12 protein-coding genes and 1 pseudogene are annotated in these 14,592 nt (G+C 39.5%); 1 reads left to right on the top strand and 12 read right to left on the bottom strand.

All coding sequences use genetic code 11. The features are described from left to right. Positions 1-52: 52 nt before the first annotated feature. From B5D12_RS04750 to B5D12_RS04690, 12 genes and pseudogenes are all read right to left on the bottom strand, one after another. Positions 53-985, bottom strand: a complete 933-nt coding sequence (locus B5D12_RS04750; RefSeq protein WP_001224318.1) for a conjugal transfer protein — start codon at positions 983-985, stop codon at positions 53-55. Beyond that, positions 982-1,983: a bifunctional lytic transglycosylase/C40 family peptidase gene (locus tag B5D12_RS04745; protein ID WP_000769868.1), complete on the bottom strand. Its 1,002-nt coding sequence runs from the start codon at positions 1,981-1,983 to the stop codon at positions 982-984. Before B5D12_RS04745 ends, B5D12_RS04750 begins: the two co-directional genes overlap by 4 nt. After that, the gene (locus tag B5D12_RS04740; protein ID WP_000804748.1) at positions 1,980-4,157 is read right to left on the bottom strand and encodes a CD3337/EF1877 family mobilome membrane protein; all 2,178 of its coding nucleotides are present in this window, start codon (positions 4,155-4,157) and stop codon (positions 1,980-1,982) included. Before B5D12_RS04740 ends, B5D12_RS04745 begins: the two co-directional genes overlap by 4 nt. Before the next feature lie 2 nt (positions 4,158-4,159). Further along, positions 4,160-6,606 (bottom strand): annotated as a pseudogene (gene tcpF / locus B5D12_RS04735) (conjugal transfer ATPase TcpF). Beyond that, positions 6,590-6,982, bottom strand: coding sequence for a conjugal transfer protein (locus B5D12_RS04730; RefSeq protein WP_000723888.1), 393 nt, complete (start codon positions 6,980-6,982; stop codon positions 6,590-6,592). The pseudogene tcpF and the gene B5D12_RS04730 overlap by 17 nt, the downstream one beginning before the upstream one ends. Before the next feature lie 88 nt (positions 6,983-7,070). Next, a complete protein-coding gene (locus B5D12_RS04725) occupies positions 7,071-7,568 on the bottom strand; it encodes an antirestriction protein ArdA (protein WP_000342539.1) in 498 nt (165 codons plus the stop codon). Between the two features lie 116 nt (positions 7,569-7,684). Beyond that, the gene (locus B5D12_RS04720; RefSeq protein WP_001009056.1) at positions 7,685-7,906 is read right to left on the bottom strand and encodes a hypothetical protein; all 222 of its coding nucleotides are present in this window, start codon (positions 7,904-7,906) and stop codon (positions 7,685-7,687) included. Positions 7,907-7,948: 42 nt separating this feature from the next. Next, the gene (mobT, locus tag B5D12_RS04715; protein ID WP_000398284.1) at positions 7,949-9,154 is read right to left on the bottom strand and encodes a MobT family relaxase; all 1,206 of its coding nucleotides are present in this window, start codon (positions 9,152-9,154) and stop codon (positions 7,949-7,951) included. 177 nt (positions 9,155-9,331) lie between these two features. Further along, positions 9,332-10,717, bottom strand: coding sequence for an FtsK/SpoIIIE domain-containing protein (locus B5D12_RS04705; protein ID WP_000813488.1), 1,386 nt, complete (start codon positions 10,715-10,717; stop codon positions 9,332-9,334). A 28-nt stretch (positions 10,718-10,745) separates the two neighbouring features. Beyond that, complete coding sequence (locus B5D12_RS04700; protein WP_000985015.1) at positions 10,746-11,132, bottom strand: YdcP family protein; 387 nt, start codon at positions 11,130-11,132, stop codon at positions 10,746-10,748. A gap of 15 nt (positions 11,133-11,147) precedes the next feature. Beyond that, on the bottom strand, positions 11,148-11,462 hold the full coding sequence (locus B5D12_RS04695; RefSeq protein WP_000420682.1) for a YdcP family protein: 315 nt from the start codon (positions 11,460-11,462) through the stop codon (positions 11,148-11,150). A gap of 700 nt (positions 11,463-12,162) precedes the next feature. Further along, positions 12,163-13,014 (bottom strand): MerR family transcriptional regulator, encoded by an 852-nt coding sequence (locus B5D12_RS04690; protein ID WP_078755721.1) that lies wholly within the window; start codon positions 13,012-13,014, stop codon positions 12,163-12,165. A 370-nt stretch (positions 13,015-13,384) separates the two neighbouring features. On the opposite strand from B5D12_RS04690, the gene B5D12_RS04685 reads away from it, so the two are divergent. Continuing rightward, positions 13,385-14,575, top strand: coding sequence for an IS256 family transposase (locus B5D12_RS04685; RefSeq protein ID WP_078755720.1), 1,191 nt, complete (start codon positions 13,385-13,387; stop codon positions 14,573-14,575). The last annotated feature ends 17 nt before the right edge of the window (positions 14,576-14,592 follow it).

Raw genomic sequence — 14,592 nt, 5'->3', positions numbered from 1 at the left:
ATCAAAGAGAGTACGTGATTACAAAATAGCTGTAATAATGTACCAATATTTGTTATTCTATAATCTTCCAATTACTCCCGTTCTTTTCAAGTACCAAATCAAATTGAGATACCTGCGTTGCTTTGGTCTGCTGGTCGATATACTCCACTGTCAGCGATACCGTGACTTGATTATCCTTACGATTGTGAATAGGATTTACCAGTTCTTGAAAGATGTACTCTTTTCCGATTGGTTTTAATATCCCGTCATTCACATAGTAGGAAAGTTCACTGGCTGTCGCTGTAGGATAGAGCTTGAAGAACGTCGTTAAAAACTCATTGATTTCATTGGTTGTAATGGAATCAACCGTCCCCTCACTTTCAATGGCTTTTGGTTTATAACTTGATTTCTTAGGTATGTTGGTAATGGTCGGATTCTTAACCAGTACCATATTTCCAGAACCATCTACATAGACACTCACTATATAAGCAGAGTGGACGGTCTTTGTATTTTCTCCCTCTGTAATGAGCTGGTCTACACTGTAGGTTACATTAAACTCATTGTCGCCAGTTGGCTCTACCGTCCATATCTGAAATCCTCTTACAGAAGACGATACAGGAATATCTTTGCGTACTGTATCAACATTGAGAGCTTGAAGTTCATCTGTCAGATAGCCTTTTAGACTTTCCATTCGATTATCAATGGACTTATCGGATTGCTCCCATGAATAGTAGACTTTCGCAAAGTTCTCTACAAAATTTTCTACATGATGAGTATCAACGTATTCCTTTTCTATGATAGTTGTTTCGTGAATAGTATGAGTATCTATAGCTGTAAAGTGCTTGAATATCGCAAAGCTGAAACTAAGCCCTAAAAGTACCCACAAGGCAATCACAACCTTTTTATGAGGATTGACCTTATAGACACGAGGTTTCTTTTCCTTTGGTATCTGTTTTTCTTTATTCTGATTTTTTCTAAATTTCATCATTAAATCTTCCTTTCTCATTGTTTGATTCGTCCTGCTCCCACTAAATGCTGTTGCCAGTAGGGGCTTGTTAAGTCGGCATAACCGATTGGGTCGCCTGCATGAAACATACGGTTATTGCCAAGGTATATCCCAACATGAGTAATATAAGAGCCAGCGTTATAGGTAGAATGAAAGAAAACCAAATCGCCAGCTTGTGCTTCCGATAGTGGGATATGCTGGGTCACATCATATTGCTGTTGTGCGGTTCGTGGTAAGTTAATTCCAGCTTTTCCATACGTCCATTGTGTCAGTCCGCTACAATCAAAAGAAGTAGTCGGGGAAGCTCCACCGTAAACGTATCGCCAGCCCTCATATTTCAGTGCTTCGTCCATGATGGCTTGTACCGTATCATCATCAAACTCTGTTGTGACAAGATACTGCGTTACCAGTTGCACATAAAACATATTGCCATAGTTGTATCGCCAGCCCCCATTGATAGGTATGGCTATGGGATTGGGGTAAGACACTTTTTCGCCACCTGAATACTCTTTTGAGAAACTTTGAGCCAGTTCAAAGGTATATTTATTTCCACGATTAGCCACATACCCTAAGAAACCACCACCATAATTGTAGGACTGGATAACCGATTCTAAATCTACACTGAGCCTTTCGCTACTGGCTAATAATTCACTGAAATACTTCACACCTTGCTTAATGGATTCTTCTGTACTCAATGAATTAGGTGGAAGACCGAGGGATTCCGAGGACTGCATAACATCTTCCGCAGTACCGCCCGATTCCACCTGTATAATCGCAAGAAGTATGTTGACATATTCTTCAACGCCATATTCTTTGGCATATTTTTCTACCATAGGCTTATGAGCCAGCACTTCTGCGGAAACATTCACACCTCCATAATGAATATTGGAAATTCCGCTGTCCTGTTCATCTGAAAATAAAATGGCAACAAACAGAAGCAGTGAGAAGACCATCAAGAATAATCCAGAACCACCAATCACTAAAGTTTTCAACTTCATGGTTTCTTACCGACTTTCTTAATGGTGGCGGTTTTGATTGGTGGTCTACTTCTTGTATTTTGTAGTGGTACTCTTTGAACAGTAGACGGACGTTCTTTTGTGATTGGACGTTGTGAAGTTCTATCTGCTGTAGTGGTTGAAGTTGCTGGCTTTTGAACGGTTTTTTCTTGAACGGTATTGCCTTGGCGTTCCACTTTTGGACTTGAAAAATCGGACTTAACTGCTGGACGCTCTTGTTTGGCTTGTTGAGATTCCTTATATGAAGTCTGAATATTAGACTGTTTTGAGGTCTGTTCATCATGATATTGTTCTTGTCTTGTAGTCGGTCTTTCATGAACAGAAGAAGCAGGCTGTTTTTTCTGTTTGACCTGTTCCATTTCAGAGCGACGCTTCGCAATGGTTTTTCGCCTTTGTTCCTGCTGTTCCTTGCGTCCACTGGCTCTGTCCGCTTTGGTTTGAGAAATACTACTGGTTAAATCACGGACATTCTCTTTTACTTTGGATTTTCCTTGATATACTGCATATCTTGCATTGGTCGGCAAATCTTTAACCTGTTCTTTCAAACCACTAGCAGTGTCTACCATTCTGTCTTTGGTATCAGCTACTGTACCGATGGTTTGACCGATACGTTTTCCAAGTGTTGATTTTTCCTTTCCGTCTGGTCGGGAGTGATCTGCTTGTGTCCTTGCAGAACTCCCCGAACCCGACTGTCCTTTTTTACCTGTAACAATGGCAGACCCAGCCCCTAGAGTAGTCATGGAACGTCCAAGTTTCCGCTGTAGACGGTGCATGTGAGCGTGCATAAGCATACGAGGTTTTCTCATCACACGACTTCCCACACTTTGAGAATCGTTACTCTGTAGAGAAAACATACTCATTAAATCGCCCAGCTTGAAGTAGATTCCTGCAAAGGTCACAATCTGTAGAAAAGCAATCAAAAAGAACGGATAACCAGCCGATAAGGTATAGAGCATGGTTGAAATACTAAATGCTGTCGTAATAATCAATGTGATTCCAGCTCGTGTCAAAATGGTATTAAAGAGCTTTGTTATGGCTCGTTTTGACATACCATCAAATGATGGAATCATGCTTAAAATAAAGCTCACAGGCAGAAACATAGCATAGATGATAAAAAGTACCTGCGAGAAAATCATGATTCCTGTTAATAGGAATACAAATATGGAAATCCCAATATTGAAGACAAATAGGAAGAAGACTGTACCTAAACGGTTAATGGTCTTTGTAATGGTTAGATTGGTATTGCTTCTGTCTTCAATTTCTTCCGCAACAATTTTTTCTCTGTCTTCGCCATTGTTGGAATCTGGGCTGGTGGAGAGCAGGCTTTCCACACGGTCAATACCGATACTTTCAATGTCTGAACTGTTGTATTGAAGCAGTAGCCACGGTTGCTGAACCTGTATGGAAAACAGGCTATCTCTGATTAAGTCCACGCTGTCCTTGCCTTGACTATCGGAATGGGGCATGACAATCTTCGTGCCAAGTGATAAACTGGCATTACTGATGTCTGATGAAAAGTCATTGATTTTTTTAATGTAGTCGGGAGCGTAGGCAATAAAGGAAGCCGATAGGATAAACACCAGCACAAAATTCATAATGGCATGAATTGCCTTTGTGGTTTCTCTCTTTATCAGTCCCGTATAGGCAACATAAACCCCAAGAACCAAAATCAAGAGTAAGAGGAATCCAACATAGAAACCCTCTGTTGAAAATCCGTTTGCACTCACACCAGCTAAGGTCTGCATATTCTTACCAATGGAATCTGCTGTAGCGGAAATGAAGTCTAAGGAATAGGCTTCCTGTACTAAGTAACCTGTCGCATTGGAAACATACAAACTGATTGTCCAAATAAAATTGGTAATGGCATATAGTCCATACATGACCTGTTTTCCAATCCCGTCCGACCAGTTCCACGGAAGCCAGCCCCAGCTATTATCCACATAAAAATCCAGTTGATAGTTTTCAAGTGGGTATCGGCTGTATTCATTTGCCACATTGACCGTATCATCTACCAAGCCCGCAGCTTGAACCACCGTTCCCAGCATGGCTAAAAGAAAAATGGCAATCACAAGTGTGAAAGCCACTGTCATTGCCACTTTACCTAGACGTTTCAGCGTCCAGTTTGATTTTATTCTGTTTACTATTGATGGTTTCACATTTACACCTCTTTTCGCACAGGTGGTCTGGTATCAAAGGCATGGAGCAGTTCTTCAAATACAGGGTGGAACTGTATCACACCGACACGACCATATAAATCACTGATAAGGCATTGCCCGTTTTCCAAATCACGCAATCGCTTCTGATTGTTTTCGTCCTCTGGGTCTACACCAAAAAAGGCTAAGGTCTTTTTAATCTCGTTAAGGTCAGTGGAACGAAATGCAAATTTTAAGCCGAGGTTATTTTTCAGTTTTTCATCTAAGAGGTCGTCTGTATTTTGGGTCACGAAATATACCCCAGCGTTCATAGCACGACCAGCCCGAACCAGCTTCATAGATAGTGTTTTTCCTTGTGCTACCTGTAAAAAGCTCCATGCTTCGTCTAAATCTACAATCTTGAAAATGCTTCGGTCTGTATGGATAAAGTCTAAAGCAAAGGTACTAATGACAATCAGCATAGCAACGGATAAAAGCTCCATAGTGGTATATTCCTCAAAGGAAGTTTCCTTGTCGGGAAGTACCAAGTCCGCAACCTGTATAATGTTCAGTTGTTTTTCTAAGCTGATAGACTGCTCCACATAACCATTACTGAATAATAAATGTGCAAAGTCATAGTCTGTAAAACTTTCGATATGGTCGGCTATACTGGTGCTTAGTGGCGTATTCTCAACCCGTAATTCCTCAATCACTTTCATCAACCCTCGTACTTCACTATTGGTTACTGCACGAATGGCTTTTCTAAGGATTGGGAAGCGTTCCCCATCACAAGAGGAAATCCCCGTAAGAAATGTCAGAATATCAATAGCCAGTGATTCAGAATCTTTGGGATTTTTCATAATCACTAAGGGTCAAGTAAGCCTTTGTTTTTCTCATCAGAAGTCAGAGTGACGATATTGATTTCATGGGAAATCTCTGGCAAGGTTTCTTTCCATCTGCCACGTTCTGCTTTTGGGTCTACAATCACTGCTTGTGCCCCATAAAGCACCGCATAATAGACGATAAGGTTATTCGCAAAGGATTTACCACCACCCAGCGAACCAACAAAAGCCGACGCTAACGCATTGGTTACTGAACCCTTAACCCCTTGACTGGCAAGAGCAGGTTTCAGATAGACATTGCGTCCAGTATCTAAGCTGTAGCCAACATAAATCCCCTCATTTTCCCCCAGCATTTGAGTAGCACCAAAACCTAAACCAGCGAGGAAATCAGAGGTCACGTATTGAATATAATCATTCATATAACGCTTGCTGGCAGGTAAAAATTCTTCATGTAAGCCGAGCATATCCCCAAATGGTCGTACCAGTTTTACGCTTAAATCGTCATAAAAATCTTTCACTTCATTACAACGACGTTTGAGTTCGTCAAGATCATTTGCTGATACCCTTACCACATAAGACAGCTTGTACATAGATTCCTTGCTTTGGTCTAAATTGGTTTCCAGCTCATTCACACTTTCCAGAGCTTCCGCCACATTGGAGCTGGTTTCATTATCACTTTGCCAAGCGTGGTTATCCAAGTCTTTCAGTTCTTTCTTTTTATTGCGGACAGTAGATAGGGCTTTACGATTCGCTACAATTTCCACATTCATTGACGTATCAATCGGGAATGTAAATTGCTGTTGCTGGTAGTAGAAGATTTCAGAGGACGGGAAGTCCAGTTCTCCGACAATGCTGTTAATGGTAAAGTAAGCTACATAGACGGTTTCATCTTCCTGCTGGATTTTCAAATATCGCTGTTTTTCTTCCACCAAACAGCGAGTAGGCTTAATCAAGTCATAGTATTTAATCAGCGTTTCATTATCCAGCTTTTTCTTTGATAGATGGTACTCATACTCTTCATAGGCAGTGCCTGTCTGTCCGTAAAGGTGTTCAATCAGATAGCCGAAGTCGTCCTTATCTAACCTGCGGATTTTGAAACGACGAGAGATTTTATTTTCTAAGAGCTTTTCCATCTTCTGAAAACGCAGGATTTCATCATTACTCATACTAACAAAATCGCCCATCAGCTTATGGTTCACATCATAGACAAAATCAGACAAAGCATTTTTTGCTTCAACGGTAAGACTTTTCATAGAAAACTCCTGATCGTTGAGAAGCAACTTAAAGCCGATAAAGAAACGGTAGTTCACTTGATTTTCGCCAATCATGGATATTAAAGCGTCTGTCTGTTGGTCGATTTTGTCATAGGCAACCGCTTTGAGCTTGCCAGTGACTTCATTTTTGGAACGCTCTTGTGCAGAACGTATGCTGGATTCTGTACTGATTTGTAAAGCATGAATTTTGCCATCACGATTTTGTGCGATAAGCTGTCTGAAAGAATCATGCACTTGTATTTTCTGTTCTGGACTTAGAAATGAGTAATTGTAAGGAACAAGCTCATAGTAAGCATAACATTCCCCGTCTTTATTCCAGACGAGATTGTTTTCAATGTATTTAATTGGATATGCCATAAAATTCACTCCTAACTGCTGTAATGGCTTCTTGTGGCTGGTTTCTGCCAAGCGTTACTTTTTTTCCTGCATAGGTCAGCTTTGGTCGCAGTGCATAAGCAATGACAGACTTCAAAAATCCATAAGGCTTTTTACCATCAAAAGTTTTTGTAGACATAAACCATGTGAAAGCCACAGGAATCCCAAAGTATTTGAGAAATGCTCCCTCTATCATGGAAAGAGGGGGCAAGTTGCCAAGTATCATCACTGCAAAGAGTGACACGACAAACCATGTCATTTGCGTAAAGGTTATGGGAAACGGAAGTCTAAAATCATTGATAGAATACAGTACCTTTTCCACAGACCAGATACTGGTATAGCTTCGTATTTTCTTCATGTAATCAATCCTTTCATAAAAAATAGGGGTAGCTGATTGAGCCACCCCGTAAAATAGAAAATCTGCCAGTAGTAATGTACCGACAGATTTAATAGACGATTTCAAAAATCCCATGATTGGTTGAGATAAACGTTCCTGAAAGGTCTAAATCCCGACCATAGGCTTGATAATCAATATAGTTTTGAAGACTAGCTGGTACTTCGCCTAAAGCACCCGTTTCTTCAATGTAGTAGCGTGCCACGTCATACATATCATCACAATCGGAATGAATGATAATATCCTCTTGATGTTCGCTTAGTTCTTCAATGCTTGAAAAATGAGTGAGCAGAGCAGATAGCTCCGATTGTAATTCTTCGGGTAATTCCGATACCATTTCCCATAGTCGATTGAGTTCGCCAATGGAAGTGTATTCGTCAACCGTAAAGGGTAACTCGTAGTCATGAATGGCGTATTCCTCATATTCATCATTCAAGCCGATTTTCTCTTTGACTTCCTCAAAGTCAATGGGAAAGGTAAACCACGCACCGACCAATTCGCCCTCATTGTATTTGCCTAAATTCGCAATATAGACTTGCATATCGTCCATATATTCACGTCCTTTCTTTGTAGAGATTCAAAAATCCCTACCGCACTTCGTTTGGTGTACCATTCCTTTGCGGAACATAAGAAAACCACTTATATTCCACAAAAGAACGGTTTTATTTAAGCACCAATAATGCGATTGAATAGCTCTAGTAAAATGTCTTTTACTCCAGCAGCGTTGAAGACTAAGCCAACCGCAATAATCGCAATAATTAAAAAGCCAATCAGTTTGCTAAACTCACGCTTGAAGCCAAGATACAAGCCAATCACAACGATTGCTAAAAGCACCAGTGATTGAGCGTTTGATAGAAACCAGTTATAAAGGTTTTGTCCAAAATTCATAAAAATGTTCTCCTCTCTATATTCAATGAATTTGTATTTGAGTTATTTTTTTGTTGTTATCACGTCCTGTTCTTTTACTGACTGTTGCTTCAAAATCTGCTTGTGTCGGTCTGTCAGTTTCGCATGGTCGAGAATGTCTTTTACAACCTGCGTCTGGTTGATTTCATCAAGTTTAATCGCAACCTTTAAGGTCGGGGCAACTTGATGAGATAGCCAGTTCAGCGTCCTTTGGAAGGAGTAAGGCTCTGGTTTTGTGGTTAGTTTTAATCGTTCACGATTGTTCCCAATAAACCAAGCCCATTCTTCATTCAGTTTCCAATCAGAACGAGGTTTGGAATCGTCTTTATCTACAAAACGGATATACCGATTGATAATTTTAAAGGCGGTATGCTCTGGATTGTCATAGACGAGTAAATCACGGACTGCATAATAGGCACGCTCATTTTTCAATCGAATCTCAAAACGGTTTTTTACTTCTGCGTCTTCAATGGGAATATCATTTTTCTTGTACTGCTCGTAGTCCTTTTCATAGATACAGAAATAAACTTCACTTTGTAATGAACCGATATAGAGGGTGTTTCCCATACATTCCTTTTCCTCTTTGCGTACCAGTTCGCCACTGCGATAGCTTTTAAAACTGCGGAAGACGGAGATACATTCTTCCTGTTGGCACTTTTCAGTGAGTACAGGGATATTTAAAATCCCTGTCTTATCGTTAATGGCAAGGTCAAGGCGTTTCATCACACCGCCAGCCACCAAAACGTCCATAAAGAACTCATACCAGCTTCTTTGTTGTGCCAGAAGATAGCTTTCAAATTGTCTGCACCCACGACCTTTCAATTCCACCAGAACTCCTTTGTCCAGTTCATGGGAGCAAAGGACGAATATGTCGCCTAAAGCATAATGCTCTGAATAAGAATAGAAACCATAGTCCTCATGAAGAAAATAGGACAGTTTCAGTTGTAAGATGTTTTCGACCACCTGCTGTACGTCTGTTGTCGGAAAGCGAATTCTTACATAATCAAACAGCATTTCAAGGGGAGCGTCGGGATTGAAGCGTTCCAGAGCTTCCCAAAGGGACTGCTGTAAATCCTCTGATGGCTTGACTTTTCCTGTTTCAATATCGCTTAGATACTGCCTTGTAATACCAGTCGCAACAGCTAAACGGTTTTGAGATAGTCCATAAGCCAAGCGTTTTTCTTTTAAATGCTGTAACCAAGTTTGTTCATTCAGTAAAAATCCCTCCAATCAAAAAGGCGTATGTCAACTTTTAAAGCCCATTTGACATACGCTGAAATTTTGTAAATCCCTTGTAACCAAAGGATTTTCTAATGTTTTTTTGACTGTTTCCTGTCGATTTGTACCCCCCTGTTAGATACGGGGGGTTAAGTGCTGGCGTGGCTATTGCCACACCAGCCAGCAAGATCAGTCCACACCTGCGACTTCCGCTTCGCACGTCGCCTGCGTGGACTGTCTGCTGTTGGATAACTTTTTAATTTCCTCCAAGAAATCATATCCTTTTGGTACAAGGGGAGTATAAAACTCTGATATGACACTTGTTCCTACATCAACATAGCCACGACCTTTGATTCGCTTTAAGAAGAAATCCTTTTGTACGTCACTGCCAAACATCATGCCATAGCCCATTTCAGACATACGACCTAAAGCCACTCTGAAATTAAACTGATCACGGATTCCGTCGCCTAAATATTTTGCGTCTGGACGTTGACAAGCCAGTATTAGAAAGAAGCCAGCTTGACGACCTAACATGACAATCTGTTTCAGCTTATTCATAACTGCGGTGTTTTCTTTTGTTCCCAGCATTTCCATGAAAGCGACGTATTCATCAAAGATTAAGAAGTGTGCCGGGAGACCTAAGTAAGCATAATTTTTGCCAGTCTTATAGTTCTTCATCTGCTTCATTTCCTCACTACGTTTCATCATTTCTTCATAGAATGTTTCAATGCAAGAAAGCAAGTCTTCTTTTCTATAGTAGACATTTGCCATCACAGAACCTAAGTCCGCAAGATCAGCATTTTTCGGGTCAAGAATATACAGTTTTGAATCTGTATGAAGCAAGGCTTCAATCAGTGTCAGTATAAAGTAAGTTTTACCGCCACCTGTACCACCAGCAATCAACATATGAGGGAGCTTATCATATTCCCACCATACGTTTTTCATTAAGCGAAGTTTACCATCTTTAGCTTCTACTTCATCAATAGAAATACGACTGGCTATGGTGTCATAGAGCAAAGTATATTCCACATAGGAATCCTTTAACTCTTTATCCGTCAGCTCACAGTACAAGCCACTCTCTAATTTCTTTTCCAAGTGTAAGAGTTGGTCTTGATATTTTCCCAGCGTGATTTCCACCCGTATCTGTATCAAGCCATTTTTAAGTCGATAATACATTTTAGGGAAGTAGGTTATCTTTTCCTTTGTACGACCAGCACTATCTTTAAAGAAACCCTCTGTTTTGACCTGTTCAGATTCATACCACTTGTTTTCAAGTATCATCTTTGCCAGTTTTTGACGGTGGTAAAGTTGTTTAACCGTATCATAGCGAACCCGTTTGAATACAAACGCTACCAGCAAGCAGATAAGAATTGCGACACTGAAACTGATAATTAAATAGGGAATGTCAATCTTATCTGCTTGTGATAGGTTAAAATCCTGCCAGTTGATCTGCTGGATTGTCTTCACATGAAACAGTCCGACAACCAGCAGGAAAACAGGCAGGAGTGACGCTATCGTAAAATGAAAGACTAAATCTTTACCAGATGGGCGAATCCTTTTACCACGCTGTTTCATGCGAAAAAGTCTCCTTTCTACCTAGCGACTATTTGTCTTGTGTCGGTTCTTTCTTTGCTTGTGGTTGAGCTTTGAATGAACTAGAATCCTTTGTCAGCACAATATCGTCTGCCTTGATATACCAGTCAACATCTGCTCCTTGATAGGTGGCAGTAGCAACGGTGTCCGCAATGGGATTGATAAGTTCCACCCGTGCGTTATAATCAAACTCTTTCAAAGGCACGCTGGCAGGAATACTTACTTGAATCATGCGTCCTTGTCCTTTGGATTTTAAGTCATAGGTACGTTCCTTGATTTCATCTGAAACCGACCCGTCTTCATTTTGGATTCTCACTTCACGACGTAGAGCAGAGAATTTCAATTCTCCAAAAGTCGTGTCTTTATCTAATACAATGCCATTTGCTAATCTCATCATTTTTCCTCTCTTTCTTTATTCTTTTATCATGTCGTCAGCATGTAAAAGGTAATTTGTAAAACCACGAGTGCCGATTTTGTAGCCCTCTGCGGTAATACGTGGATTGACTAACTTCACACGTTCCTCAAAGCCGAAATGTTTTTCGCCAGCTTCAGCAGGAAGCACCACCACAATATCATCTGCTCTTTGAACATCAGAATAGAGATTATAGCTTCTTGATAAGACAGTTAGCCGTCCGTTGATTCTTCGCTGAACGACTTTATCCTCGCCAGCAAATTCTAAATTGCCGAATGTTTTTTCCATGTTGGGAATCACAAATTTAAGTTCCATATTTTTACCTATCCTTTCTTTTTTATTGGCTGAATGAATGTTTGATGGTCTTAAAGAGTGGGGAACGACCTTTTGATTCTTGATTTTTTGTTTTCATAAGTTCACTTCCTTTCAAAATCGGGTAAAAAAATAGACACCTCATTTTTTGAAGTGTCTACCTATTAAATATTCAAATTTTATTGGAAGTATCTTTATATCTTCACTTTTCAAGGATAAATCGTCGTATCAAAGCTCATTCATAAGTAGTAAATTAGTAGTAAATTGAGTGGTTTTGACCTTGATAAAGTGTGATAAGTCCAGTTTTTATGCGGATAACTAGATTTTTATGCTATTTTTTATGTCAAAAAAATCCTTCCAAAGCGGACCAGAAATAAAATCTAGCTTTATTATTAATTTCTTCATTATCTTGAACCCCCCTCCTGGATAAACTGATACTATAAATCCATTCGTTCCTACTCCTGTAATTACAATATATCACTAACGATTCAAAATATCAGATTCTATTTTTAGAGTATCACTAAATTCATCTAATTATAGAACATTTTCAAATTTTTAGTCCCGTCCCTATCTCAAATCCTCATTCCATGTCTAATCTTCAACCGTTTTTGATACAATTAAACTATTTATCTTAACCCTGAAACTCTTTAAATTTGGGCATAGGAAAAGCACCTACTAAGTACAAGTAAGTGCTCACCTATGATTATTGATATTTATTATTTAGATACTGTTCATTTGCCTTTAGTAACTTCTTATAGTAATTATCATAGCTCTTGCTAAATTTTCTAATAAGTGGAATTGCTATTTCATAATATTGATTTTCCTTCATAAAGTTTTTAAGCTTATCCTGAATCTGTTTCATCATGCTATTTTGATACTCTTCACTATTTTTATAGCTTTCATATTGAGAAATTACATCTTCATTATCTTTCATCCACTTTTCTGGATTCTCAATAGCATCGAGTTTAGCCTGATTTACATCCGTTAGGGTTTTCATATCAAAGGGTGAGCTTATCTTCTCAATATATTTTTTCTCTTCTTTAGTTAATTCAAACGAAGGAAGCCGATCAAGATAATCTATATATTTGTAAAAAGAATTCTTACCATCATTTTCTAATGGTTTATTCAAAAATGGTTGATAAGTAGCAAACAACATTTGTCCAAAATATCCTGGAAAAGCAATTTCTAGTTTTTCATAGATAGTTTCTTTCATCTCAAGTAGTGAAACTTTCTGATTGATTAGTTCATTGCTTTCACCTTTAACAATCATTTCCAGTATTACTTTCCTTTTTTCATCAACCTCCAATTGATGTTGTTTCTTTCTTAAGACAGAAGACAGCGTATCACCACCTAACGATAGACACTGATCAATATCTGAGATACTCATTCCTAATTTTCTAAATATAAATACCTTTTTTAGAATTTCTAAATCCTTAGTACTATAGTCACGATAACCATTCTCAAATTTCTGAGGATGAATAAGTCCTCTATCCTCATAATACTCTATCGCCTTCCTAGTTAAACCCGTTTCTTTTTGAATTTCACTTCTTAACATGGTTATCTACCTCCCTTGATTAAAAGATAACACGGTCCCCAACGGACAGGTCAAGCCCTATACACTATATAAAATTCCCACTTATCTATAAACTAAAACAATACCTGAATATTTTTGCGAAGTGCTTATTTTCTTTTTGATAAATCTTATTCAAACAGACACTCAAACCGATATTTTATTGTCGCATAATTTACTTGTTTGCTATATAATCTAAATGTTTCCTCAAATACCCTGTTATGGTCTTTATATTTTTTCACTATTTTATTCAACTTAATTGAGAGTGTAAAATATTTTGTGTAAATAGAAAAAAGGAAGTCCCTTCTGTAGAATAGAGTTACCACAACACATTCACAGAAAAGTGGACTTCCATATGAACGATTTTACTACAGAAATTCTAAAGACTCTAGCGAACAAAGGCGATTTGAATGAATTATTCCGTGTCCATTTGGAAAAATCTGTCAATACGCTTCTCAAAACGGAGTTAACGGCTTTCCTCGATTATGAAAAGTACGATCGCATTGGTTTTAACACGGGTAATTCTCGTAACGGCTCCTATGACCGTACGGTCAAGACCGAGTACGGGGAACTTCATCTCCAGATTCCGCGCGACCGCAACGGCGAGTTCAAGCAACAGACTGTTCCTGCTTATAGACGGACGAATGATACCTTAGAGGAGACCGTCATTCACCTCTTCCGAAAAGGTATTACCATGTCGGAAATCGCAGACTTGATTGAGAAAATGTATGAGCATCACTACACGCCCCAAACCATGTCCAACATGACTAAATCATTTACGGAAGAAGTCACTTCATTTAAGGAACATGAGCTTCATGACCGTTATGCCGCTATTTATATGGACGCAACCTATATCCCTTTAAAGCGGAAAACCGTCGCCAAGGAAGCCATTCATATCGCAGTTGGCATTCGCTCGGACGGTTCAAAGGAAGTGTTGAGCTATGCGATTGCACCAACTGAATCTATCACGATTTGGGAAGAGATTTTAATAGACCTCCAGGAACGTGGCGTGAAAAACGTCCTCCTTTTCATCACGGATGGCTTAAAGGGGATGGCAGGGGCCGTGCAGCGGTTCTACCCCAAAGCCCGTTTTCAACATTGCTGTGTGCACGTTTCCCGTAATATCAGTCACAAAGTGCGTGTCGATGATCGTAAGGAAGTCTGTGAGGATTTTAAAATGGTGTATCAAGCGTCATCTAAAAAGGCGGCATTGGAAGCACGTGGTGCTTTTGCGGAAAAATGGAAAACCAGCTATCCAAAAATGGCGGAATCGATCCTTTCGAACGATTACCTGCTCACTTTCTATGATTCCCCATTAGCCATACGCAAGACTATTTACTCTACGAACTTGATTGAATCCTTTAATAAGCAAATCAAGAAATACAGCCACCGCAAGGAACAGTTCCAAAATGAAGAGTCGATGGAACGTTTTTTAGTCTCGTCTTTTGATACTTACAACCAAAAATTCCTAGGTCGCAGTCATAAAGGTTTCCAACAGGCCAAAGGCGAGCTCGAACAAATGCTGAGTCAACCGATGGAGAATTAGAAACAATCTACAGTAGG

This window comes from Globicatella sulfidifaciens DSM 15739 (assembly GCF_900167405.1).
Taxonomy (GTDB): Bacteria; Bacillota; Bacilli; order Lactobacillales; family Aerococcaceae; genus Globicatella; species Globicatella sulfidifaciens.
The sequence above is the reverse complement of the archived record's forward strand: the minus strand, read 5'-3'. Positions and strand labels throughout refer to the sequence as shown.

Coding starts and splice junctions, on each gene's coding strand:
- B5D12_RS04700 (WP_000985015.1), bottom strand. CDS start 11,132: ATGATGAGATTAGCAAATGGCATTGTATTAGATAAAGACACGACTTTT.
- B5D12_RS04705 (WP_000813488.1), bottom strand. CDS start 10,717: ATGAAACAGCGTGGTAAAAGGATTCGCCCATCTGGTAAAGATTTAGTC.
- B5D12_RS04720 (WP_001009056.1), bottom strand. CDS start 7,906: ATGAATTTTGGACAAAACCTTTATAACTGGTTTCTATCAAACGCTCAA.
- B5D12_RS04695 (WP_000420682.1), bottom strand. CDS start 11,462: ATGGAACTTAAATTTGTGATTCCCAACATGGAAAAAACATTCGGCAAT.
- B5D12_RS04685 (WP_078755720.1), top strand. CDS start 13,385: ATGAACGATTTTACTACAGAAATTCTAAAGACTCTAGCGAACAAAGGC.
- B5D12_RS04730 (WP_000723888.1), bottom strand. CDS start 6,982: ATGAAGAAAATACGAAGCTATACCAGTATCTGGTCTGTGGAAAAGGTA.
- B5D12_RS04750 (WP_001224318.1), bottom strand. CDS start 985: ATGAGAAAGGAAGATTTAATGATGAAATTTAGAAAAAATCAGAATAAA.
- B5D12_RS04690 (WP_078755721.1), bottom strand. CDS start 13,014: ATGTTAAGAAGTGAAATTCAAAAAGAAACGGGTTTAACTAGGAAGGCG.
- B5D12_RS04725 (WP_000342539.1), bottom strand. CDS start 7,568: ATGGACGATATGCAAGTCTATATTGCGAATTTAGGCAAATACAATGAG.
- B5D12_RS04745 (WP_000769868.1), bottom strand. CDS start 1,983: ATGAAGTTGAAAACTTTAGTGATTGGTGGTTCTGGATTATTCTTGATG.